This window comes from Actinoallomurus vinaceus (assembly GCF_039542055.1).
Taxonomy (GTDB): domain Bacteria; phylum Actinomycetota; class Actinomycetes; order Streptosporangiales; family Streptosporangiaceae; genus Actinoallomurus; species Actinoallomurus vinaceus.
The window spans coordinates 334,999-359,983 of the sequence record NZ_BAABHK010000010.1 but is presented as its reverse complement, the minus strand read 5'-3'; the positions used below and the strand labels follow the sequence as shown (position 1 = coordinate 359,983).

Annotated in this window: 14 protein-coding genes and 3 tRNA genes; 6 read left to right on the top strand and 11 right to left on the bottom strand. The window is 66.7% G+C overall.

Annotated elements, in window-relative coordinates:
• The first annotated feature begins 155 nt into the window (after positions 1-155).
• Positions 156-782, top strand: a complete 627-nt coding sequence (locus ABEA24_RS32575) for a TetR/AcrR family transcriptional regulator (protein WP_345435437.1) — start codon at positions 156-158, stop codon at positions 780-782.
• A 27-nt stretch (positions 783-809) separates the two neighbouring features.
• Here the strand turns inward: ABEA24_RS32575 and ABEA24_RS32570 are convergent, their stop codons facing one another.
• The 3 genes from ABEA24_RS32570 to ABEA24_RS32560 all read right to left on the bottom strand — a co-directional run bounded on the left by ABEA24_RS32570 (position 810) and on the right by ABEA24_RS32560 (position 2,045).
• The gene (locus ABEA24_RS32570) at positions 810-1,286 is read right to left on the bottom strand and encodes a Pycsar system effector family protein (RefSeq protein WP_345435435.1); all 477 of its coding nucleotides are present in this window, start codon (positions 1,284-1,286) and stop codon (positions 810-812) included.
• Between the two features lie 150 nt (positions 1,287-1,436).
• On the bottom strand, positions 1,437-1,751 hold the full coding sequence (locus ABEA24_RS32565; RefSeq protein WP_345435513.1) for a hypothetical protein: 315 nt from the start codon (positions 1,749-1,751) through the stop codon (positions 1,437-1,439).
• Between the two features lie 177 nt (positions 1,752-1,928).
• Positions 1,929-2,045: transfer RNA gene (locus ABEA24_RS32560), tRNA-Leu, on the bottom strand.
• A 794-nt stretch (positions 2,046-2,839) separates the two neighbouring features.
• Here ABEA24_RS32560 and ABEA24_RS32555 point away from each other — a divergent pair.
• Positions 2,840-3,799: a hypothetical protein gene (locus ABEA24_RS32555; protein WP_345435433.1), complete on the top strand. Its 960-nt coding sequence runs from the start codon at positions 2,840-2,842 to the stop codon at positions 3,797-3,799.
• Positions 3,800-3,934: 135 nt separating this feature from the next.
• Here ABEA24_RS32555 and ABEA24_RS32550 read toward each other — a convergent pair whose 3' ends face one another.
• The gene (locus ABEA24_RS32550; RefSeq protein ID WP_345435431.1) at positions 3,935-8,173 is read right to left on the bottom strand and encodes a ricin-type beta-trefoil lectin domain protein; all 4,239 of its coding nucleotides are present in this window, start codon (positions 8,171-8,173) and stop codon (positions 3,935-3,937) included.
• 414 nt (positions 8,174-8,587) lie between these two features.
• On the opposite strand from ABEA24_RS32550, the gene ABEA24_RS32545 reads away from it, so the two are divergent.
• Together ABEA24_RS32545 and ABEA24_RS32540 are read left to right on the top strand one after the other, a co-directional pair.
• A complete protein-coding gene (locus ABEA24_RS32545) occupies positions 8,588-15,715 on the top strand; it encodes an RHS repeat-associated core domain-containing protein (protein ID WP_345435429.1) in 7,128 nt (2,375 codons plus the stop codon).
• A gap of 741 nt (positions 15,716-16,456) precedes the next feature.
• Positions 16,457-17,854: a tyrosine-type recombinase/integrase gene (locus ABEA24_RS32540; protein WP_345435427.1), complete on the top strand. Its 1,398-nt coding sequence runs from the start codon at positions 16,457-16,459 to the stop codon at positions 17,852-17,854.
• A 262-nt stretch (positions 17,855-18,116) separates the two neighbouring features.
• Here ABEA24_RS32540 and ABEA24_RS32535 read toward each other — a convergent pair.
• The 6 genes from ABEA24_RS32535 to ABEA24_RS32510 all read right to left on the bottom strand — a co-directional run bounded on the left by ABEA24_RS32535 (position 18,117) and on the right by ABEA24_RS32510 (position 21,445).
• Positions 18,117-18,189: transfer RNA gene (locus ABEA24_RS32535), tRNA-Lys, on the bottom strand.
• A 75-nt stretch (positions 18,190-18,264) separates the two neighbouring features.
• Positions 18,265-18,816, bottom strand: a complete 552-nt coding sequence (locus ABEA24_RS32530; protein WP_345435424.1) for a response regulator transcription factor — start codon at positions 18,814-18,816, stop codon at positions 18,265-18,267.
• A 285-nt stretch (positions 18,817-19,101) separates the two neighbouring features.
• Positions 19,102-19,177: transfer RNA gene (locus ABEA24_RS32525), tRNA-His, on the bottom strand.
• 47 nt (positions 19,178-19,224) lie between these two features.
• On the bottom strand, positions 19,225-19,821 hold the full coding sequence (gene orn, locus ABEA24_RS32520) for an oligoribonuclease (protein ID WP_345435422.1): 597 nt from the start codon (positions 19,819-19,821) through the stop codon (positions 19,225-19,227).
• A 20-nt stretch (positions 19,822-19,841) separates the two neighbouring features.
• On the bottom strand, positions 19,842-20,747 hold the full coding sequence (locus ABEA24_RS32515; RefSeq protein WP_345435420.1) for a DUF2510 domain-containing protein: 906 nt from the start codon (positions 20,745-20,747) through the stop codon (positions 19,842-19,844).
• A gap of 26 nt (positions 20,748-20,773) precedes the next feature.
• Positions 20,774-21,445, bottom strand: a complete 672-nt coding sequence (locus tag ABEA24_RS32510; RefSeq protein WP_345435418.1) for a pyridoxamine 5'-phosphate oxidase family protein — start codon at positions 21,443-21,445, stop codon at positions 20,774-20,776.
• 47 nt (positions 21,446-21,492) lie between these two features.
• On the opposite strand from ABEA24_RS32510, the gene pdxR reads away from it, so the two are divergent.
• On the top strand, positions 21,493-22,923 hold the full coding sequence (pdxR, locus tag ABEA24_RS32505; RefSeq protein ID WP_345435416.1) for a MocR-like pyridoxine biosynthesis transcription factor PdxR: 1,431 nt from the start codon (positions 21,493-21,495) through the stop codon (positions 22,921-22,923).
• On the opposite strand, the gene ABEA24_RS32500 is transcribed toward pdxR, so the two are convergent.
• Positions 22,847-23,536, bottom strand: a complete 690-nt coding sequence (locus ABEA24_RS32500) for a hypothetical protein (protein WP_345435414.1) — start codon at positions 23,534-23,536, stop codon at positions 22,847-22,849. The two genes, pdxR and ABEA24_RS32500, sit on opposite strands and share 77 nt — an antisense overlap.
• A 280-nt stretch (positions 23,537-23,816) precedes the next feature.
• On the opposite strand from ABEA24_RS32500, the gene ABEA24_RS32495 reads away from it, so the two are divergent.
• Positions 23,817-24,887, top strand: coding sequence for a phosphotransferase family protein (locus ABEA24_RS32495; RefSeq protein ID WP_345435412.1), 1,071 nt, complete (start codon positions 23,817-23,819; stop codon positions 24,885-24,887).
• The last annotated feature ends 98 nt before the right edge of the window (positions 24,888-24,985 follow it).

Genomic DNA, 24,985 nt, shown 5'->3' with positions numbered 1-24,985 from the left:
GCGTTCGGTCCGCCTCCGCTGTGCCGACGGACGGGAGGAAGGCCGCCGGGGTGATGGCGCCCCAGCTTCCATACGCTGTATGGAACGACTTCAGTGCTACCATACAATGTATGGAAAGTCCAAGAAAGGCTCCCCGGGGGACGAGGAAGAGGGATGTGCCTCTCACCAAGGAGGGCATCTACGCCGCGGCGCTCCGGCTCATCGACGCCGACGGAGTCGAGGCGCTCACCATGCGCAAGCTCGCCGCCGTGCTGGACGCGAACCCGATGTCGCTGTACCACCACGTGAAGAACAAGGACGCCCTGCTGCGCGGCGTCGCCGAGCATGTCGGGTCGCAGTTCCGCACGCCGGAGCAGGAGGACCTCCCCTGGCAGGGCCGGCTGCGTCAACTGGCGCTGGACTTCCGCGCGTTGGCGCACCACCATCCCAAGCTGATGAGGTACTCCTTCGCGCGTCCCGACTACATCCAGCCGGACGACCCGTTCTGGCGGGGACTGACCGACATCCTGGCCGCCGCCGAAGTTCCGGTCTTGCAGATCGCGCAGGTGGGTGCCGTCGTGTCCGCAGTGTTCACCGGGTTGCTGGTCAGCGAACTGACCGGAGCACTACAGCGATGGACCACCCTGCCCCCGGCGCCCGCCGGCCCTGACGCGGAAGAGGCACCCGGGCCGCCGGAGGCCGTGGTGGACGCTATGTTCGGCTGTGCGCTCGACGCCGCGATCGCCGGCGTGGAGAGCCACATCGCACGGGCCTGCGCCAGGACCGAAGAGGTGCCCGGCTGAAGCCGGCGGGCCGGCCGCCGGCTTCGGTCAGAACAGCACCCCGGTGAGGAGGGTGGCCACCGCCATCAGGGCGACTGCGGCGCCGGTCTCCGTGACCGCGATGAGCAGCCCCAGGTATTTGCGGCTGACGATCTGGGACAAGCTGATCAGGCTGTTCTCGTGGTGCTTCACGGCGGCGGTCCGATCGGCGAGCACCTCCCGGACGCCCGCCGGGCTGAGCCGGGCGTACAGCCGGATGTAGCCGATGTGCGGACAGATGACGGTGAGCAGCGTGAGGGTGGCGGCTGCGAGCATCAATCCGGCCACGCTCAGCAGGATGCGGGCCAGGCCAGGGCCATGACCGACCTTGGTCGCGATGAACGCGAGGCCCGCCATCGTGAGCGTGGTCAGGGTCGCGCACTTGGCGTCGACGCGCGCGAGCTCGCCTCGTACGGCCGTCAGCTCAGCGCTGAGCAGCGATTCGGCATCGGTCGGCGTTTCGACGCCGGCCGGTGTCTCGGCCACGGTCGGCCCCCTTCTCGTCGTCGATCTGTGTGTCCAGAGGCCAGCCATACATCGTATGGAATCGTACCATACGATGTATGGCCAGCGCTCGACACGGCCGAGAGACGCCCGTCTCACCAAAGAGGGCATCCCCACGGGGATGCCCTTCGTTCACGAGGCGGTGCCGGTCACCGAGTTTCCCGACTTGGTCACGTGGTACGTCACGGCGGCGCCGCTCCAGAAGCGGAAGGTGAGCGTCACGCGAGCGCCGTCGTGGATCGCGTTGAAGAACTCGGGGGTGAGGGTGATGAGGTTGTCGCCGTACTTCGGGGCGAAGGAGTTACCGAACTGCTGGTACGAGCTCCAGGTGTACGGGCCGGCGTTGGTGCCGTCACCGTACTTGGCCTCCATCGTCGCCAGTGCGTCGCCCTGGAACCGGGTGGGGATGCGGAAGGAGCCGGTCGATTCGACTGAACACCCTGGGATGCGTCGAATACGAAACGTTCGACGCGAGGCTTGGTCTGTCCGTATTCACCGAGGGAACGGACGTCTGAAATGACCTGAACAGGTCGCCGGGATTCGGGTCCCATAGGTGCCTCAGTACAGCCCCATACAAGATCGGCGGCGATGCCCGTGGTGGGCATCGCCGCCGATCACTGCCGGTGCGCCGTCAGGGACTTGAACCCCGAACCCGCGGATTAAGAGTCCGCTGCTCTCGTGTCAGATCGGTGCTCTCACTGTCAGTCCATGCCGGTTCGTCCGCGACTCCACCGGTTCCGCTGCCGGATCGTGTCGCCACGTGACGGCCTGTTTCGCGGCATCCGAGCAACCACCGAGCAACCGTGGTGTGGGGAACGTCGCTTGATCTTTGGTTACTCGCAGATGCGGTCGTCGACCAACGCGCTGCTGCATCGGCTCCGGCGGCTGAGCCCGGACCGGCGTTCGGCCTCGGTCGCGCTGGCCCGGAATCGCGCTGTTGACGACGACTGCCGTATGTCCTGTCATGACGCCGCGCCCCGCAAGCTGGCTTGTCCCGAGGCCGAGGTCGTATCGCTTGTTCCCTTGTCGTGGATGACAACTGAGATCAGGTGTTGATCGTCTTATGACCGGGCGGCGGTGGACGAAGGCATCGATGCGTCGATTGCTGCCTTTGCGCAGGGGTTTCCTCGCTGGTTTTGTCGCATCGCTGGAGTTCGGAGTCGTTCGTGCTGCCTGTGGGGCGGCGAGGTGGTGGCGGCATCCGGGTGGATGCCGCCTGGGGATCCGATGGCATGGGTGACGAGGACCGGAGAGCTGTGAGCGAGAAAGCGGAGAAGAACACAGGGCCATCCGCGGAGCCGTGGGCGCCTCCCGGAGGCGGGCCGTCGCGGGACCGGAAGGCCGGCACTGGACGACCGTCGTCGGATGGGGCTTCGCTGTCGCCGGGGCACGGTACGCCAGACGGTCTCATGGCTCCTTCGGGTCCGCAAAGGCGCAAAGGGCGGATGTTCGCCACCGTAGGCGGTGGCCTGGTGCTAATCGGCGGACTGGTCGTCGCCGGGGTCGTCGTACGCCGGTCCGAGGCCGCGCCGAAGGTGAGTGTTGAGCAGGCGGCGGTCGAGGCCGGTCAGGATCTCGATCAGGCGGCCGGGGTCTCCTACTCAGGCACCTACGGCGCGAAGCCGGCGATCTTCGGTGTGACCAGGGCCGGTAGCGCCTACGGCTCTTTCGCGACCGGTGGTTCGCCGGTACGTCAGGTCGAGGTCGCCGGGACCGTCTACCTGAAGACGGACGCGGCCTTCTGGGCTGCGCACGGCCTGCCCGCCGATTCCGCCGGGCGGGTGGGCGGTAGGTGGGCCAAGGCCATGGACGGTGTCATCGGTATGCGGGTGGCGTACCTGTCAGCGCCCTATCTGGCGAAGACGCTCGAACAGGTGGGGAACGACCCGCATGCGAGGACCGTCTCGGTCGGCGGGAGACCGGCCATCGAGTTGACGAGCGGCAGCATCACCTACGACATCGCCCGGAACAAGCCCCGCCGACTCCTGCGGATCAAAGGAACTGCGGGCGACGACCGGTTCTCCCTCGGCGTGACACCACTGCAACCCGGCGATACGAGATCGGTCTTTGCCCGCTTGCGCGGCGACGTCCAAGAACTCCAGGGCGCATTCGATCCGGGGATCACACCGCTCCAGGACGGAAAGATCCAATTCAGTGCCTGCGGGCAGTCGGGATGTATGGTGCGCGGCACGGTCACGCCGACCGCGGACAAGGACCCTTTCTCAAGCACCAAGCGCTCTGACATCACGATGAACGTCAGCTTCGGCGCTGGCGGGCCAGCGACGCCGACATGCGTCGGGACGGGCTCGGCGGAGAAATACCAGAAGGTGACGATCACCTGCCGGGCCACCAGCACGGCATGGTCATCGTGGTACCGCGCACAATCCCACGGAAACGAGCTCCACGCGACCGCCACCTTCGACGCGCACGTGAACTCCACCGCCGACATCCAGCACCTCCTGGCCGGAATCGACCACGAACGACTGAACGGTTGAGGTAACAGCTACAGGAGTCCGTCTAGGCACCAGAACCAAGCCGAGGTGCGGCGTTTGCAGGCAGCGTTGAGGTGATAGCGACTGCCCGGGAGTCGATGACTCCCGGGCAGGGTCGACAGTTCCTCGGCTTATTACTCAGGGGGTATGCCAGTTCTGCTCATCGCCGTAGTCGCAGGTCCACAGGACAAGCTGTGTCCCAGGTGTCGTAGATGATCCAGGAATGGCGAGACACTTCCCTGAGTTTGGATTCCATAGTTGCCCGTCAGACTCGATGTGCCATTTCTGGGCAGGATCTGTCGGGATGCACTTCCAGAGGATGATCGGTGTTCCGTTGCTGGTCGATGTACCTGAGGCGGCGAGGCATTTCCCATCGACGATGGTGCTGTTGAGCTCATCATCGGTGTCGGGAGTGATGGTCCACTGTTGAGCGCCACTACCGTTGCAGGTGTAGATCTGAATAGCGTTGCCGTCGGTGGTGCCGCTATTTTTATTGTCGATGCATAGACCGCTGGATAGCTGCGAGGTGATCGTGCCGGTTATGGCTTTCGGCTTGTTGTATGGCATGTCGTGAGGTTTGAGATACTTGGTGTAGTACAAGACGTTCGCGATCTCCCCCGTGAAGTAGCTGGCGCGGTCCTTCGTGGTGGTGCCTGGTGCGTTGACCCAGGTCTTGGACGAGTTGTTGGCGGGGAAGACACCTGCGCCGACGAAGTTTTCGGGGTCCTCGTTATTGACGGTGGGGCTACCGGCCATGCCGATGCGCAGATTGTCGTCGAGGAAGAGGCTTTGGGCATTTCCGTCGGCGGTGAGGGTGACGGTGTGCCATTGGCCGTCGTCGACGCGCTCGGGGGAGATCATTGGGCGGACGTAACCGTTCCAGAACTGGGCGTACAGCCGTTCGTCGGTGCCGATGTACATGACCGGCATCGTGCCGGTGTTCAGCGCGGAGGGTACGTCGTGTCCGGTAGAGAACAAGATTCCGGTTGTGTGGGGCTGTGCTTGGAAGGACAGCGTCACGGCGAGTGTCGTGGAGGCTTGGATCAGTCCGTCGGGCAGGCGCAGGTAGCCGCTGGAACCGTCGAGGCCGATGATGGGCCGCTTGAGGAACGGGTCGGTATCCCACGAGGTGCCGGTCGCCGAGAGTTGGGCCGGGGTCCCGCCGCTGATATCGACTGCGGAGGTGGCGTTATTGCCGTCGGTGAGCGGCCATTGGTGGGTGGAGCCGAATAGTCCCGTGCTGGCCTCTTCAGTGAGGCTTGTGCTGGAGAGGGTGTAGGCGGCAGCCGTGGCTGAGGAGCCCGAGCCGGTCTGGGTCCAAAGCTCGAGTTGTCCAGAAGGGTTGACGTCGGCGGACGTCAGTTGCGGGACGCTGGTGGGCGTCCACGGGACGCTGAGCGTGGTCCAGGTAGAGGCCGGGCTGCCGATCGGTGCTGCGGGGTCCTGATTAGGGTTGGTGGATTCATACAGCACCCCGGTGCCCTTGTTGAGGGCGAATAGGACGGTCTGGCCGTTGGGCTGGGCGGTGGCGAGCGTGTAATTGTCCCATCCGCTGCCATCAGGGGTTTGCTTCTTGCCAGCCAGAGGCGCGGCAAATCTGTAGTCTCCGAACACGCCATTGGTACTGGTATCCACGTCGAGTTCGTAGCCGTCCGTACTGTTCCCGGCGATGGCGATCATGTCGGGAGCGGGATTGTTCTGAAGGCTTGCGTTACCGGCGGCTACGAGCTGTGTGGGGTTGTCGCCGTCACTATTAATACTGGTATCGGCAAGATGCGGTGCCGCAATCTCCTGCTGACCGTCGACATACGGGCTTAGCGGTGTGGTGTCGCCGGTGCCGAACAACAGCATGGCGTTTCCGGCGCTGGCGCCCGAGGGGTAGTAGGCGACGAGATCTTGAACGTGGTTGCCGGTGAAGTCGCCATGCAGAATCTGCGCGCCGTTCCAATCGGTGGGAGAGCCGGCGCCGCTGAGGCCGGTGCCTAGCGCGCCGATGTTGGTTGGGGTGTTTAGGGTGCCTTGACCGTTGCTGGTGGCTAGCCACAGGCCTGCGTCACCGGTGCTGTTGGTGAAGAAGTCGGGAGCTTTATCGCCGTCGATATCGCCGTCAACATAGGGCGTGGAAGGGGGATCGACCCAGAAGGTTGCCGAGCCGACGACGAGGCTGGGATTCCCGCCAGAGGACAACCCGGAGACGGTGATCACGTTCGGGCCAACGTGGTGCAGCGTGATTGTCAAGGTCTGTGTGCTGCCGGTGGCGGTCACCGATTGGGGAGTGGTTTCGTTGACCTGGTAGACGTACCGGGTCGGTGCAGTGCCGGTGCAGGCCGCCGGCGGGTCGGCGAGGGCATCTTTACAGGGCGCCACGGTCACGGTGGCCTGCTGGCCGAGGGTGAGGGTGCCGGTGGGTGCCATCACGCCGGGTGAAGCCGGTGCTGTCGGGTCGTAGGTGAAGTTACACGGGTTGGCGCTGGTGCCGGGCCCGCTGCCGGGGCTGTGGAGTTTCCCGTCGCTGGTCACGACATACCAGGAATAGGCATAAGCCTTCGTGGCGCCGTCGCTGTGCCACTTTTTCTGGATGGTATCGCGGTAGATCGGAACGGTCACCGGGGTATTGGAATAGGTGCCGTCCATGGTGTCGGGGTTGCCGGAGTCATAGACCACCGATCCGCCATAGTTCTTGATGACGAATTCGGTGCCGAGGTTTTGGCCATCGGGGTCGTTGGGGACGACGGAGAAGTTAATGTCGTCATTACCGATCGTCATCGCCGAGGGTTTGCCGGTCTGACAGAGGCCGCCCGGTGAGGTGGAGGGGATGCGCCCTAGGCCAGGCGCGTGGTCGTACTCGGTGGACATGGTCGCCTCGTCCTTGCCGCTGTAGAACTCCTCCCATTGCGATGCGGTGGTCTCGTCCGGGGCGCGCAGACCGAACGTGACGCTGCCGATTCCTGAGGTGCCGTGCGCCTGCATAAAGGAAGTGGCATCGAAACGAATGCTATGGTTAGGGCAGTTGTCTGCTGACGCGCTATCGATCTTGCTCTTCCATGACGGCTGGTTACTCCAGGAGATGGATTTGGAGATCCCGTCGGTCCACCACAGATCGGTTTCAGTGGAGGCATGGCAGAACTCGTCCCCGTCGTTGTCGACGGTGAACTTCACATCTGAGGAGTAGATCGTGGCGTCCTTGAGCTTTGAGGAGACACTGAAGCGGATGAACGAGCGGGCTTTGAAACCGTCGACGTATCCGACCTGCAGCACGTTGGCGTTGGGGTCGTAGGAGTTGTCGTATTCGGTGTCGTCCAGTGCGTTGGACACCGACGCCCACGCCTGGCGGGACCCGCCCGCAGGCAGCGGGTTCCAAGTCGGGTCGATGTAGAGCGGGAACTTCGTCGATGCTGCGGTAAGCAGTCCGGCATCCGGCGTCAGGCTGATGGTCGTGTCGGTGCCGCTCATTCGCTGCGCCGACCGCGTCGCCGTCTTGGGCGTGGTGCGAGCGATCGGCTGAACGGTCGTCTTGACCGCCATGGTGTGCGCGGCTTCGCCAGGCTCGGGAACACCAGCGGCTTCCGGAAGGTCCGGTGCCGGGGCGGTTGGGGTCTTGGTTGCGGGCGCGTTCGTCGCCGAGTCCCACATGATCGCCGGCTTGGCGGCGAATATCGGCATGCCGCGCGCGCCGGTGGACGCGGTGAGGGCACCGCGCGAATCCGCCGACACGCTCAGCCCATCGCCGTGCGCACGCAGGGCCAGATGTGAGAGTGCGGGGTTGGCGGCGGCGGCCTTGGTCTTGACGACCAGGATATGGCTGAAGCCGCCCTGCGGTGTGGCGGTCACCACCAGATCCACTCCAGGCAACACACCGGCATAGCTGGCGACAGCCCCGTGCAGCGTCGGCTTCGGGAGAGCGGTCGGCCAGCTCAAGGACAGGCGGACACCGCCGTCACTCATGGTGGCCAGCGGCCCGGAACCGCCGCCTGAGATAACCAGCCTGCTGGTGGTCGCGTTCGGAGACACTGTCCCGTCACCGTTTCGGTGCAGCGTGGCGTCCAGGCCGACCCAGCGCCCGCCCTGCTTGACCCGAGTGGGCTGCAGCGTCTGTGTAAGCACGAACGTTCCCCGCGGCGATGCCGTCGTCGTCGACGTCGCCGTCGTCAACGCCTCCACCGGCACCGGTTTCCCGGTCGCCTTCGCCCGTACCGAGGCGCGCCGGGCCTGCTCGTCCGGTGTCACCGCCCTGCCCGCGCTCGCTGTCTGCCGCGCACCGGACCGGCCGGCGACGGCGGGATGAGTGATCGCACTCGGGATGACCGCCAACGCCACGGTGACGACCAAGGCGACAAAGAGACGGCGATGCCGCGAGGCGATCGAGTTGAACGCCATGACCGGCAGGAGCATGCGAGGCCGGGGGCCCGGTCGCCTGCTTCGAGCTGACCTGATACGCACGCGGTGGGGTCCCTTCACTGGCCACAGGAGCACAGCCGGTCATGATCAACCGGGCCGCGGTGGAGCATCGCACGCCAAGCCCGCGTCAAGACACATGCCCTTTGGTCAAGAATGCGTAAAGAGCCTTGTTTGTGCACGTAGTTGTGCTTGTGGGGGTTGATGGCCGGATGTGGCATCTATCGGAGCCTTGATGATCTATGGCACAGTTCGGCCGATCGATCTTCGCTCCATCCCTCTGCGTTCGACGCGCCTTGACTAAGGCTCGCCGTGCTGCAGCGTGCGCTGGCGGCGGAGACGCCGTTGATGTGAGGTCACCGCGACCGGTGGCCTCACTGTCATGAAGGTGGGCGCATGCGCGGTGGCTGGATACGTCAGGGCTGGGTCGGGCGGATACGCCGCTCGCACTTGGTCGTCGGGCTGATCGCATTCGCGCTGCTGGCCGACCTGGTCCCGGTGCTCTACCTGGCGATGAGCGGCGGTGACGACGCTCCTGCCGTGGTCAAGTACCAAGCCGTTCACGGGGTGCGTACTGTCAAGCCTCGCAAACCGGTTAAACCGCAGGACGCTGCCGCGCACCGGTACCGGCCGGGCAAGGTCGCCTGGCCGAGCGCTCACTCCAGCTCGGCCACCCTCACCGCCGGACATACGACCCGCTTGTCCGGCACACCGGTCTCAGCACAGGCGGTCCCGCCGACCCACGGCACCTATAGCGGTCCATCGCGGCTGTCGGTCCGCGTCGCCGACCATCAAGCGGCGACCAAGGTCGGCGTGACCGGGATGGTGTTCACCGCGACCGCCAGCGGCGGATTCACACAAGCGAGCAATCAAGTACGGGTCGGAGTCGACTACCGCGGGTTCGCCCGCGCCTACGGCGGAAACTTCGGATCCCGGCTGCGTCTCGTCTCCCTGCCGGCCTGCGCGTTGACCAACCCGCAGACGTCCGGCTGCCGCACCCAGACCCCACTGGCAGGCGAGACCAACGACGACCGGACGCAAAACGTCTCCGCCGCGCTGCCGGTGACCACCTCTGGGCCGATGGTGCTCGCTGCCACCTCCGGCTCCGACGGCGACGGGGGTGGTTCGGCGGGAACCTACAGCGCCACCGACCTGAAAGCGTCGGGGACATGGTCGGCCGGTGGGTCGAGCGGGTCGTTCACCTACACCTACCCGATCAGTGCGCCACCGGCTGCCTCCTCGCTCGTGCCGGAAATCGGGTTGTCCTATGACTCGGGCAGAGTCGATGGGCAGACGGCCGCTGACCAGGCTCAGGCAAACTGGGCCGGTGACGGCTGGAGCACGCCCCGTTCGTTCGTTGAGCAGTCGTTCACGCGGTGTTCGAACTCACCTGAAGGATCGGCGTCCCCAAGCTCGACCCTGGATGAGTGCTATGACGGCGAGATTCTGACCCTGTCGCTGAACGGCACGTCGACGGCACTGGTATGGGACTCGAGCAAGAAGACCTACACGCCCGCCAACGCCAACGGCGACGTGGTCACCCACGTCACCAACTCCGGTAACGGAAGCGGCACCTACAACACCGACTACTGGCAGGTCACCGACCGGTCCGGCACCGTCTACATGTTCGGCCGCAACCACCTGCCCGGCTGGACGTCAGGGAACCTCCCCACCAACTCCGTCGACAGCGAACCGGTCTTTTCCGCGCACTCCGGCGACCCGTGCTACGACTCCGCGGGCTTCTCCTCCTCGGTGTGCACGATGGCATACCGCTGGAACCTGGACTACGTCAAAGACACGCACGACAACGCGATGGCGTACTACTACAAGCAGGACACCAACGCCTACGCGCAAAACGGCAACACCTCCAGCGCCGTCGCCTACGTCCGCGACTCCCACCTTGACCACATCGACTACGGATTCACCGACGGCAACGCCTACACCGTCAACAGCGGCCACGCCCCCGACCAGGTCACCTTCACCACCGGCGACCGTTGCCTGTCCGGCACCTGCGACCCGCTGAACTCCACCAACGCCAAGAACTGGCCCGACGTCCCCTACGACCTGAACTGCACCGCCAAATCTTCTTGCCAGTACAAGGGGCCGACGTTCTGGTCCACTGTCCGGCTGATGTGGATCAAGACTCAGCAGTGGGCCGGTTCAGGGTACGCGCCGGTGGACTCGTGGGAGTTGACCGAGGCCCTGCCAGCGACCGGGGACGGCACTGCACCCACCCTGTGGCTGTCCTCGATCGCCCACACCGGTTCCGACACCACAGCAGGCGGCTCGGCGGTTGCACTGCCCGTGACGTCGTTCGCCGCGAAGCCGCTGCAGAACCGGGTCGCCACCCATGACGGACTGCCGATTCTGACCCGTAACCGAATCAACGCGATCACGACCGAGACCGGTGAGGTGATCAGCGTTGATTACGAGCAGGTCAATCCGTGCTCCTGGCCGGTCAGCATCACACCGTCGTCGAATACCTCCTCGTGTTATCCGGTGTATTGGACCCCAGCCGGTTACACCAAGCAGATCGAGGACTGGTTCAACAAGTGGGAAGTCGCCTCGGTCACTGACGCTGACCCCACAGGCGGCAACCCGATCATGTCCACCTCCTACAAGTATCTTGATGGAGGGGCATGGCATTTCGATGACAACGAAGTCGTCAAAGCCAAATACCGCACCTACGGGCAGTGGCGCGGATTCGGGCGCGTGCAGACGTTCACCGGTCAAGGAACTGACGCACCGACGGAAACGGAGACGACTTATTACCGGGGAATGTCGAAGAACAATAACACCACTGCTGTCGCCCTGACTGATTCCCAAGGCGGCAGCCACGAGGATCTCGACCAGCTCGCCGGGCAGACGCTGGAGACCACCAACTACAACTACGCCGGTGGACCGGTCACCGGCTCAACGATCGACTCGTATTGGGTATCCCCGTCCATCGCCTCCCGCAGCCGTACCGGCATGCAGGCGCTCACCGCGAATGCCACCGGCCGCGTGGAGTCCTGGACGCGTGAGGCGATCACGAGCAGCGGGTCGACGACGTGGCGTAAGAGCGAAACCGACACCAGTTACGACACCGACGCCTCTTCGTCCACCTTCGGGCTCGCGCTGGTGAGCTTCGCTCACGGTGACCTGTCCGACCCCAGCCAGCAGCGCTGCACGGTCACCACCTACGCACCCGCGAACACCAGCAAGAACCTGGCCGGCCTCCCCGCGGAGATCGAGACCGACGCCGATCCATGCGGCGGTAACAACCCCGATGGCGCGACCGTACCCACCTCGGGCCAGACGAACGCGCTCACTGCTGCTAGTTCAGTGAGCCGGCCCGACGAGGTGGTGTCCGACACGCGGACCTTCTACGACAACGCATCGCTGGCATCAACGTGGCCGCAACCGTCCTCGCCGACCTGGCCCCAGCCCGCACCGACCAAGGGCGAGCCCTCCGAGGTTCAGACCGCCAGCGGCTACACCGGCGGCGCGTTCACCTACCAGGTCAAGACCGCCGTCGTCTATGACTCCTACGGCCGACCGGTCGACACCTACGATCCGCTCGGCCACAAGACCCACGTCGATTACACGATGAGCAGCAACGGGGTCACCACCGGCATCAAGACCACCAACGCCCTTGGCCAGGCCGCCACCCAGACCCTCGATCCGTTGCGTGGCCTGATGACCGCCGCCACCGACGCCAACGGCGTCACCACCACCACGCATTACGACGGTCTTGGCCGCACCACGGCGGTATGGGGGTATAGCCGGGCCACCACGCTGCCGGCCAACGCGACGTTCACCTATCAGGTCTCAGCCACAGCGCCAACCGTGGTCACCACTCAGACCATGAACAACAAGCAGAACTACGTCGCCTCCACCACCTTGTACGACGCGCTTCTGCGGCCCCGCCAGACCCAGACCCCCACGCCCGAAGGCGGCCGGCTCGTCACCGAAACCTTCTATGACACCCGCGGATGGGCGTGGAAGAAGAACACCGCCTGGTGGGACCCCGACTCCACTCCCGGCACCAGCCTGGTCAAGGTCGCCGATTCCCTGGTTCACAACCAGGACGTCATCGCCTTCGACGGCGCCGGCCGACCGGTCCTGGATACCTCCTACGACGACTCGCACGTCAAATCCCAGACCGCCACCGCCTATCAGGGCGATAAGACGATCACGGTCCCGCTGAACGCCACTGGCCAGCCGTACACCGGTGCGACGGCCAAAGCCACGGTCACCGACGCCCTGGATCGCACCACCGAACTGGACTCCTACACCCAGTCCCCGGACGTGACGATCGCCACCCAGGGCACGGCGCCGATCACCAGCGTCTCCATCACAGGTGGCACCAGCCAAGCCACCCAATACAAGTTCAACGCCGTCGGTGCGCAGACCGACGTGAAGGACGTCTCCACCGGTCAGGACTGGAACACCACCTACAACCTGCTCGGCCAGGTGACCGCCAAGAAAGACCCGGATGCCGGCACCGCCACCATGAAGTACGACGCCGTCGGCAACCTGGCCGAGACCACCGACGCTCGCGGCAAGACCCTCTCCTTCACCTACGACCCGCTCAACCGCAAGACCGGCGAATACGCCGCTCCTATGTCCGGGCAGAACTCGTCGAACCAGCTCGCCTCCTGGGTCTATGACAACAGCAACAACGCGATCTCCGGAATGGCGAGGCCGATCGGGCATCTGACCACCGCGACCTCCTACGCCGGTGGCAACGCCTACATCGAACAAGATGGCGGATTCAACGTCTACGGGGAATCAACCGGCGAAACGATCAAGCTTCCGGACAGCGAAGGCACCCTCGGCACCTCCTACACCTTCACCCACCAGTACACCACCGGAATCGGTCTTCCCGACGCGGACATTTATCCCGCCTCTCCCGGAGGGGGATCGCTGCCGGGAGAGACCGTCACTCATGGCTACGCCGGCGCCATGGACTTCCCCGTCAGCCTCGGCGGCCTGGCCTCCTACACCTTCAACCTGACCCCCACCCCTTTCGGCCAGATCGATCAGGAAGAGATCGGCAGCAACCAGGCCGCCCACGCCTTCATTAAGAACACCTTCGACTTGCACACCGGCGCGTTGACCGACTCCCAAGTCACCAACGGCGCCGTCTCCTCCACCCCGATCGACGACACCTCCTACACCTACGACCCGGCCGGCAACCCTCTCACCCAGACCGAGAACCGGCAGGGCACCAACGCCGAGACCCAGTGCTACACCTACGACACCCTCGACCGGCTCAAACAAGCCTGGACCGGCAACGACGCCTGCGCCGCCGACCCCAGCAGCAACAACGGCTCCACCGTCGGATCCGGAATCGGCGGCGCCTACTGGGCCAGCTGGACGTTCAACCCCCTCGGAAAGCGCAAGACCCAGACCGAACATGGACTGTCCGGCGCTCCCGACACCGTCACCAGCTACACCTACGACGGCAACAACGCCGACCAGCCCGACACCCTCACCGCCACCAGCACCTCCACCGGCGGCGTATCCGGCAACAGCACCTCGGCCTTCAGCTACGACAAGGCCGGCAACACCACCCAGCGCACCACACCCGACCACGACCAACAGGCCCTCACCTGGGACGACAACGGAAAACTCACCGCCGTCACCACCAGCTCCGGCGGCACCAGCTACATCTACGACGCCCAAGGCAACCTGCTCCTGCAAAAAGACCCCGGCACCACCACCCTGTACCTGCCCAACGAGCAGATCGCCCTTGACACAAACACCGGCGCGATCACCGGAACCCGCTTCTACCCTCTGCCCGGCGGTGGCGAAGCCCTCCGGACCGGCAGCGGAACCGCCTACGCCTTCGAAATCGGCGACCAACAAGGCACCGCCACCCTCACCCTCGACGCCGCCCTCACCAACCCCACCTGGCGCCAGCAAACCCCCTACGGCGCACCCCGCGGCCAAACCCCCGCCACCTGGCCGGACAACCACGGCTTCCTGGGGAAGCCACAAGACACCACCATCGGTCTCACCGACGTCGGAGCCCGCTGGTACGACCCCGCCACAGGAACCTTCGCCTCCCTGGACCCCCTCTTCCAGGCGACCGACCCGCAACAACAAAACGGATACTCCTACGCCGGCTCGAACCCCATCACGAAGTCCGACCCGACCGGCAAAAACGGGTGCACCGTCAGCGATGGGCCGGGTTGCCACTGGACCGACCCAAGCGGGAACGTCCACAACGGGACCCACGTAATCAGCGGCCCCTCCGGCTGTAAAGGCTGCGGGACCCCGGACCCCCGTCCCCATGTGAATATTGGACCCCACGTCGTCCACGCCCCCAGCTGGGACGACATCGAACGCGCCATCCGCATCGCCGAACAAAAACGCCAGTACAGCAACATCCTCGGCCAGATATGGGCCTGCACACAGGACGTATCAGTCAGCAACTGCGGCGGCGCCATCATGATGGAGACGGTGAACTTCGCTAACGCCGTCTGCAAACAGGCAGGCATCACCTGCAGCGGACCCTTCACCGGCGGATTCCAGTTCGCAATCCAGCACTCCGGCGGCTTCATCTTCGGAACACGCGAAGGAAACGGGGGCGAAGGGGGCGAAGCGCCAGAGGACCCGGCACCAGAAAGCCCAGTGGCAGAGGACCCGGCACCAGAATCCTCAGCGCCAGGTGACGTTTCTCCGCGATCGTCAGAAGAAGCAGATGCCGGTAACTCGGGGGACCGGCCGTCATCCTGTGACAGCTTCAACGGACGAACTCAGGTCCTCCTCGCCAACGGCGAGCACAAGGCGATCGAAAAGATCAAAGTCGGTGAAAAGATCGCCAACGCCGTTCCTGACGTCGCCCCCGGCACACGTGACCAGGCGCATACCGTCACCGCGATCCATGTCACCCGCACCGACCGCGACTACACCGACGTCACCATCGCCACCCCTGTCGGTCCAGCAACGATCGTCGGCACCAGTCACCACCTGTACTGGGACGCAACCACTCATGCCTGGACTCGCGCCGACGATCTACACCCCGGCGATCACGTCCAAACCAGCGACGGCAAACAAGCCCACATCACAGCCCTGCACACCTACACGGCCACGATGGTCACCTACAACCTCACCATTGACGGCCTCCACACCTACTACGTAGAAGCTGGCAGCACGCCCGTCCTTGTCCATAACGATGCCTGCAGCACCGCTAAGGGGAATTCGGGTGAGGCTCGTGCTCATCAGGAGTTGACTGACCGGGGCTACACGATCATGGGAACACATGTTAAGACCGAGGCCGGCGACGGGACTGTTTCTTACATCGATATCGTCGCAACCAGGCAAGGCGAGGGCTTGGGCGCCCCCACTTATTTCGAGGTGAAAAACGGCCCTACGGCCAAGATGAGCCCTCAACAGCGAATCGTCTACCGCGAGATGAGCGAGGGCACGGTGACTCTCCGAACTAATCAGATGGAGTCGTGGGGACTGCGAGAAGGCGACCAGATCGGCGGAGACGTGCGGTTCATGCTGTATGGCGGCGCTAAGGTATGGTAAGAGGTAAGTGTAGTCGGCGCATGGCTTGCGCCTCACGAGATCGAAAAGAAAGCACTCAGGTATGAGTTACGATGTTGCGGTATGGGAGGGGCCTAGGCCGTCCGATGACCGCGAAGCTGCTGAGGTTCATGAGCGTCTCTATGCGGACTACCTCGACGCTGACGAAATCGAGCCAGTTTTGGATGTCGTGCGGCGCTTTGTAGAGGTACTCACGCGACAGTGGCCAGATACTAATACTGGAGATGACACGCCGTGGGCGGGAGTTCCCCTATTGAAGGGTGCGAGCGGTCCATATGTTTATCTCAGTATCTCTTGGTCTGCGGCAGAAGAAGTGTCGGCCTTCGTTGCAGATGTGGCTGACCAGTTTGGACTGGTCTGCTTTGATCCTCAGGCTGGAATGCTTAGATAGGGTGCGTCAAGCCGCTGGGCTGGACGCACCCAAGGCCGAATGGCAAAGCCGATAGTTCGGTATCTCGGGACCGTCGGAGAACAGGTTGCCTATCAGCAAGAGTGGATAAGGTAAAAGATATTGTAGATCTTGATATTCGAATTTGAGGTCGTCTCTGCAATCGATCTCCAGGAGCGTCGGGTGAGTGCCACATAGGGTTCCGGGTGGTCGGACTCGCTGCCCCCTTCCTGATTCCGGTTTCTGGGCGCACGCTGGTTGTGTTCAGGAGCGAGCGTGTGGAGGGGGTGAGGGTTATGCGTTCGTCGGGTCGGGTGTATCGGCGGTGTGGGTGTGTGGATCCGGTGTCGGGTAAGGCGCTGGGGGATCGGTGTCCGCGGTTGGTGGCTGGGCGTCGGCATGGCAGTTGGTACGTCCGGCTGGAGCTTCCGGTCGGGGTGGATGGTCGTCGCCGTCGGATTCGGCGGGGCGGGTATCCGACGCGTCAGGCCGCGCTGGAGGTGTTGCGCCGGTTGCGGGCACCCGCGCCGGGGGATGGGTGCGGTCGGGTGTTGACGGTGGGGGAGTGGCTGGCGCACTGGCTGGCCTCGCGAACATCCCCGGCGTCGTCGACGGTGCGTGGCTACGCCGGTCATGTCCGGTTGTATTTGACGCCGTATCTGGGGCGGATCCTGCTGGCCGATCTGTCGGTGGGGCAGGTTCAGGCGATGTTCACGGCGATCATTCGTCAGCATGAGGCGTTGGGTGCGCCGGTGTCGGCGGCGACGTTGCATCGGATCCGTGCGACGTTGCGGGCGGCGTTGAACGCCGCCATCCGGCGGGGGCTGATCGCCGACAACCCCGCAACTCGCGTGGAGTTGCCAGGGGCGCGGCGGCCACGGGCGGTGGTGTGGACGACCAGCCGTGTAGAGCATTGGCGGCGAAGCGGTGAGCGGCCGGCGGTGGCGGTATGGACCGCCGCACAGACGGCCGAGTTCCTGCACGGCATCGAAGACCACCGGCTGTATGCGGCCTACCACCTGATCGCCTTGCGGGGCCTTCGCCGTGGTGAGGCGGCCGGGCTGCGCTGGTGCGACGTCGACCTCGATAGCGGTGTCGCGGTGATCTGCCGGCAACTGCAGCAGTACGACGGGTGCCTGAAGGTCTGCCCGCCCAAGACCGCGCACAGCGCCCGGGTGATCGCGCTGGACCACACCACGATCGCCGCACTGCGCGCTCACAAGGAGCGCCAGGAGACCGAGCGCGTCGCGTTCGGCGAGAAGTACCATCTCAGCGGCTACGTGTTCACTAACCTCAACGGTGATCCGATGGCCCCGGACCGGCTCACCCGTATCTTCCGGGCGCTGACCGTCGCGGCCGGGCTGCCGCCGATCCGCCTGCACGACCTGCGGCACGGCGCGGCCACACTCGCCCTGGCCGCCGGGGTCGACCTGCGGGTGGTCCAGGAGATGCTGGGGCATTCCAGCATCGTGGTGACCGCCGATACCTACACCTCGGTGCTGCCCGATGTCGCGCACGCGGCGGCCGAGAAGGTCGCCGCCCTCATCGTCCGGGCCGGCCGTCTCGTCCCGGGCACGACGCGGGTCCGGCGCCGCCAGACCGGCCGGCCCAAGCGCCGTGGCCGGAAACGACGCGGTCGTAACCGGCGCACGGTGCCAGGTAGGTCGCGGGCGCATCCGGGGCGCCAGATCGGCCGGCCTCACCGCCGCCGACGACACAAACCCCGGCTCTGACGACCAGCCCCCGCGATCACCGGCTCACTTGAGCCCACTGCCGTTGGCCGACATCCCGGAAAGGGCCAACTGAACACCTCAGGGAAGCGCCGACACGAAAGGTTCGGCGCGCTGGTTGGCCTGCCCGTCGTCGCACTACTCACGGACGTCTGAAATGACCTGAGCAGGTCGTCCGTATTCGGGCCTCATATCGGCCTCAGTTTGGCCCCATACAAGATCGGCGGCGATGCCCGTCTGGGGCATCGCCGCCGATCACTGCCGGTGCGCCGTCAGGGACTTGAACCCCGAACCCGCGGATTAAGAGTCCGCTGCTCTGCCAATTGAGCTAACGGCGCTTGCGACGTCCGTAACTTTAGCAGCCCCCTTGCCCTGCTTGCGAATCGAATGATCCACACGGCCGGAGGGCCAGGTCACAGGGGCTGTCGGCGGGCCTGCCAGAGGGTGATGGCGGCCGCTCGCGAGCCCACTCGGAGCTTGGCGTAGATCCGGTTGACGTGGTTCTTCACGGTCTTCTCGCTGAGGAACAGCTCCCGGGCGATCTCGCCGTTGGAGCGGCCGCTGGAGATGAGGTCCATGACCTCGGCCTCGCGGGCGGACAGGTCGAGGTCGTCGCGGCCGGCGTCGCGGAAGACCTGGAGGAGTTCTCCCGCGGTGAACCGGCCGGGGGTGAGGTGGCCGGTCGCGCCGTCGCGGAGGGCCGCCGACGCGGCGGTGGGCTCGCTGCAGACGACGAAGACGCGTGCTCTGCGGCTCAGAGGGGCCGTGTGGGCCGCGAACTCGGGGCCGAGGATCACGACGTCGGGCCGGAGGCGTTCGGCGGCCTCCAGGGCCTCTGTGGGCTCGTTGGCATCAACGGGCTCATTGACCACATCCAGCTCGTCGCTCTCCTGCAGCAACGAGAGGAGTGCGGGGTCGCCGTCGACGACCATGACCCGTAGGGGGAGTGGACCGTCAGAATTCATCCTGCCTCCGGGGGGCGCCTGTCACGGCGGGGCGCGACCCGAGCGGTGTCCGAGGGGAGACGGACCCGGGTGGTGTCCGGGGAACGGCTGGCCCGGGCGGCGTCCGAGGGGAGAGGGGCCCGGATGGTTTCCGATGGAAGGCCGGCCTGGGCGCCCTCGAAGGGGGACGGACCCGGGTGAGGGCGGGAGGTCGAAGACCGGAGCGGGTCGGCGAAGGAGCTCGAAGGCCGGGGTGGGCCGGAAAAGGCCGACGGCCCCGGCGCGTGTGCGCTGGGGCCGTCATTTTGGGGTGAGTGAGGGGACTTGAACCCCCGACACCCAGGACCACAACCTGGTGCTCTGCCAACTGAGCTACACCCACCATGTCCGCACTAGGCGGCGTCATGAAGTGTAGCGGTTCTTCGGACCTCATCGGTCACCGATATTCGTCGCGATGGAGCGTGCCGTCTCGGAGTCGGGCCCTGGTTGCGGGACGAAGACGGTCTCTCGGTAGTAGCGGAGCTCGGTGATGCTCTCGGTGATGTCGGCGAGGGCCCGGTGGCCGCCCTTCTTGACGGGGCTGGCGAAGTACGCCCGCGGGTACCAGCGGCGGGCCAGCTCCTTGATCGAGGAGACGTCGATCATGCGGTAGTGCAGGTGGGCGTCCAGGGCGGGCATGTCGCGGGCGAGGAAGGACCGGTCGGTCGCGATGGAGTTGCCGCACAGGGGGGCCTTCTTGACCCCGGGGACGTGGGTGCGGACGTACTCGAGGACGCGGTCCTCGGCCTCGGCGAGGGTGATGCCGCCGGGCAGCGCATCGAGCAGCCCGGAGGTCGTGTGCATGTCGCGTACCACCTGCGACATCTGCTCCACGGCCTCCTGGGGCGGCTTGATCACCAGGTCGATGCCCGCGTCGAGGATGTTGAGCTCACTGTCGGTCACCAGGGCGGCGATCTCGATCAGCGCGTCGCGCTGCAGGTCGAGCCCGGTCATTTCACAGTCGATCCAGACCAGCCGGTCGTTCATGACCTTCACCATAAGTCCTGTCAGGACACTTTGAGTGAGGACAGGAGCAGATCGAGGTCGCCCTGGTGCCCGTGACTGTCGGGGATCGAGACGTAGAACTCCGCAGGCGACTGGCCGTTCCCGCGGTCGACGATCAGGATCGCGGCCGTCTCCGTACGGAAGTTCCAGCCCTCGGATTTTGCCTGCGGGAAGGTGAATTTCACCTTCAGGAGCCAGCCGTCGTGCCCGTCGACGGGGTGGGCGGCGGACGCGAGGTCCTGGCGTGTGTGCGCCGGGTAGGCGACCGGTTCCAGCGCCGCCAGAAGCCCCTTGGCCTTGGTCTCCGGCGGGGCGGAGGTGGTGTCGGTGGCCGCTCCGCTGTAGACGCTCGCGAGGTACGGCTGGCCGTTCTGGTAATTGGCCATGACCTCGGCGGCCTGTCCCTGGTCGAAGCCCAGCTTGCCCAGGGGGCTCGTCGCGGTGACGGCCTCAAGGTGCCACTTTCCGCCCAGCTTCGGGTAGGAGACCCCGGCCTGGGCGTCGGTGACCGTCCCGGCGACCGGGGAGCGGCCGCTCTTGCCCCCGCCGAAGACGTCGGTGGCGAGCAGGATCGCGACGACCGTGATGATGATCACAGCGGCCGCACCGCCGCCGACCAGGAGAGGGAGCCGCGAGCGGCGGCCGGTGGGCGGCGCAGGCGCGGTCTGCGCCCACGTCGGCGGAGCGCCGCTCCACCCCCAGCCTGCCTGCTGGCCTTCGCCGGCAGGCTGAACGCCGCTCCAGTCCCGGGTGGCCTGCTGACCTTCGCCGACCGTCTGCTGCCCTTCCCAGGCGGTCGGCTGACCTTCGCCTGCGGGCTGCGTCGCCTGGGTCCAGGTGTAGCCATCCCACCAGCGCAGGAGACTCGGATTGCCGTACGGATCGCGGTACCAGCCCGCAGGAGTCATGGGGTCAGGGTATGTGGCTCATATCACTATTTGGAATACCCGATGCCGGGCCGGAGCAGCGGGTCGGGGACCGGGTCTCCGACGACCTCGCGTACGGGCAACACGCCCGCCCAGACATCCAGCCCGAGGTCCTCCTCGTCGTCGGAGGGCGGTCCCTGCCGGACCTTCACCGACGCCTCTTCGAGCGAGAGCGCGACGACGGCCGTCGCGGCGAGTTCCTTGCGGGTCGGGCGCCGAGCGGCGTCCCAGCGGCCCGGCGCGAGGTTCTCCACGATGGCGCGGAGCCCGGCGAGCTTCTCCTCCGGGTCGGTGACGAGCCGGGGCCGGCCGTAGATCACGGCGCTGCGGTAGTTCATCGAGTGGTGGAAGACCGAGCGGGCCAGGACGAGGCCGTCGAGGTGGGTGACGGTGACGCAGATCTCGCCGCCCGCGCGCAGGCTCACGGCGCCCGTGGAGCCGTGGAGGTACAGGGTGTCGCCGTCCCGGCCGTACCCGGTCGGCAGGACCCGGGGGCACCCGTCGACGATCACGCCGAGGTGGCAGATCCGCCCGGCGTCGAGGACGTCGTACAGCGCCTGCCGGTCGGTGGCGGCGCGCTCGGAGAGACGGCGGACGCGCGTGCGCTCGGTGCCGGACAGCGTGCCCGGAGAGGCCACGTCGTACGGCGGAGGAGCCTCGTGCGGCGGAGAGGTCGTCATGCTCATGACGGTAAGGTCGAAGTGGCCTGACGAGTATGGCCACTTCGTTGCGGAACAAGGGAACCACTTTGTCGCGGGACCACTTCGACCTGCCCCTCACCGTCGACCGCGGGGCCAAGACGCCGCTCAGCGTCCAGCTCGGCGGGCAGTTGCGCGCGGCGATGAACGACGGGCGCCTCAAGGCGGGGGAGCGGCTCCCGTCCAGCCGGGCGCTGGCGTCCGTGCTGGAGGTCAGCCGCACGGTCGTCACGGAGGCGTACGAGCAGCTGTACGCCGAGGGCTGGATCGAGGGCCGGCACGGCTCGGGCACCTATGTGGCCGACATCGCACCGCCGCGCGGCGGGTCGCACCGCGCCCTCAGTCCGGCGCCGGAGGACCGCTCCCGGGACGCGGGCACGGCCATCGACCTGCGGCCCGGCGTGCCGTGGGTCGACGGGCTGGACACGCCCGCGTGGCGGCGCGCCTGGCGGCTCGCGGCGACCGTGCCCCCGGACGGACGGCCGGATCCGCGCGGCCTGCCCGGCCTGCGCGCCGCGCTCGTCGACTACCTGCGGCGCAGCCGCGGCGTGACGTGCCCGGTCGAACGGGTGCTCGTCACCCGCGGCGCGACGAACGGCCTCGACCTGCTGGGGGCGGTGGTCCTGCGGCCCGGTGACCGGGTCGGCGTCGAGGAGCCGGGCTACACCAAGGCCCGGTCGACCCTGGCCATGCGGGGCGCGGAGGTGGTGCCGTGCCCGGTGGACGAGTCCGGCCTGATCGTCGACTCCCTCCCCGACGGGCTGCGCATCGTCTACACCACGCCGTCGCACCAGTACCCGCTCGGCGGCCGGCTGCCGGTGCCCCGCCGCCAGGCGCTGCTGGCCTGGGCGCGGCGCAACGGCACCCTGATCGCCGAGGACGACTACGACAGCGAGTTCCGGTACGACGTGGCGCCGTTGCCCGCGCTGTACGGGCTGGACCCGGAGGTGACGGTCTACCTCGGCACCACGTCGAAGACGCTGGCCCCCGACGTCGGCGTCGGCTGGCTGGTGGCGCGCCCCGACCTCGTCGAGGCGATCACGGGCGTGCGCGAGCACGTCAACGACCGTACGGCGGTGGTGCCGCAGGAGGCCGTGCGCATTCTCCTGGAACGCGGTGACCTGGACCGCCACGTACGGCGGATGCGGACGGAGTACGCGCGCCGCCGCGCCGCCGTCGTCGAGGAACTGGGCCACCTTCCGCTCCTGGGGGACACCGCCGGGATGCACATCGTGGTGGCTCTGCCCCAAGACGTCGCCGCGCGGGTGGTGGAGCGCGCGGCGGAACGCGGCGTCCTCCTCGCCACGCTGGACCGGCGGTTCGACGGACCACCGGTGGTGCACGGACTCGAGATCGGTTATGGCGGTGCCACGCTCGCGCAGGTCAGGAGTGGCTGCTCGCTGGTGCGTGCGCTGGTCCAGGAGGCTCTATCCGGCCCAGCGCATGCGGCCGCCGGCTGAGCAGGTCGTCCGGGTCGACCGGTCCGGTCTCCTCACCTGGGGCGATCCGAGGCCGCGGGATCCCCACGGGAGCCTCCGGGCCGGTGATCTTATGGATGTCGATCCGGCCGGGGTCCGAGGAGGTCGCCCCCGGCACCTGGGACGCCCCGTAGTGCCCGCCGCGGGCCCAGGGCCGGCGTCCGCGGACGGCGTCGTACGCCTCCGGCCGGGGGAGCGGCTCGCCGGCGGGCCAGCGGCGCGGCACGCGCCAGCCGTCGAGCCAGCCGACGATCCTCTCCAGCCCCTTCAGCGGACCCGCCGTGAACGGTTCGCGGGAGACGCCGACGACCATGATCTGGAAGCATGCGCGGCCCTCCCGGCCGACCTCGCCGGGGAGGAGTTTCGCTGCCCGCGTGGCGGGCACCATCTGCACGATCTCGCCGGTGCAGGGGTTCCACACGAGGTGGGCGCTGCGTCCTTCGTGATCCAGACGCTGGGCCACCGAGCGTGCGGAGATCTGATGCGGGTCGTTCTCGCTGGTGTGCCAGACCGCACGGGGCGCGCCTCCCTTGGGCGATCCACCGTCATGCGCGGTGTGCAGGCGTCCGGCTCCAGGCAGCCAAGCGTCGGCCACTATCGGTTTCCCTCCATCGGGTCGGATCCGTGCCCGGATGGTGTTCCGCTTTATTAGGAAGTTTGTCCCACTGATAGGACATTTGGGGTTACGGTCACCTTTCGCCTTTCTGATACCCCAACGGGCCGAATGCCTACCCCTGGTGACCCGCCGGTACCCAACCGGGGCCGGATCCGGCCGGACGGGGCCGGTTGGCGTCCCGCTACCGAGTCGCGTTCTAATAGGCGCGTGACCGGCGAACGTCGTCCGGCGCGTCACCATGGAACGGAGTGGAGGGTCCATGACCGAGCAGGTCACCGGAGTTCCCGGGATCGACGTTCCGCGGTTGTCGTCCTGGCTGGCGGACAACCTGTCGAGCGGCGGTCCGATCACGGGCATCGAACTGCTCGCCGGCGGCCGGTCGAACCTGACCTACCTCATCCGCCTCGGCGACCGGCGCGTCGTGCTGCGCCGTCCACCGCTCGGCCACGTACTGCCCACCGCCCATGACATGCGCCGCGAGCACACCGTGCTGTCCGCGCTGGCCGGCACCGACGTCCCGGTGCCCACGCCGCTGGCGCTGTGCCTGGACGAGGACGTCATCGGCGCGCCCTTCTACCTCATGGAACACGTCGACGGCCGCGTACTGCGCACCGTGGAGGACGCCGCCGACGTCACACCGGAGGAGGCCCGCACCCTCAGCGAACGCCTGGCGGACGCGTTCGCCGCGATCCACACCCTCGACGTCGAGAAGGCGGGTCTCGCCGGGTTCGGCCGTCCCCAGGGGTACATGACGCGCCAGCTCGCCCGCTGGCGCAAGCAGTGGGACGCCTCCATCCCCGCCGACGCCACCCTCGCCGACGCCACCCGCGCCTCGTACGACCGGCTCGTCGAACGGCTCACCACGCGCCTGCCCGGCGACGGGCTCACCGGGCTCGTCCACGGCGACTTCCGGCTCGACAACGCGCTCGTACGGCTCCGGCCGAAGCCCGAGATCGCGGCGGTCGTCGACTGGGAGATGTCGACGCTCGGCGACCCGCTGTCCGACCTCGGCCTGACGCTGGTGTACTGGACCGATCCCGGCGACGACGAGCGCGGATCGATCCCGGTGGGCTCGACCGTCACCACCGCTCCCGGGTTCCTGTCGAGCGGCGAGTTCGCCGAACGCTACGCCGCGACGACCGGCTACGACCTCACCGACCTGGACTTCTACGTGGCGTTCGGCTGCTTCAAGCTGGCCGTCGTGCTCGAGGGCATCCACGTCCGGTACCTGCAGAAGGCGACGGTGGGCGAGGGCTTCGAGGGGATCGGCGCGTCCGTTCCGATCCTCCTCGACCGCGCCCACCGCACCCTCGACGACGGCACCCGCTGAGACCCGGCGGCACCCCACCGCCCGCACCCCGAACGGCGGGGGCGCCTGCCGAGATCCGGCGGTGGCCCACCGTCCCGCCGCCCGTGTCGCCAGGATGC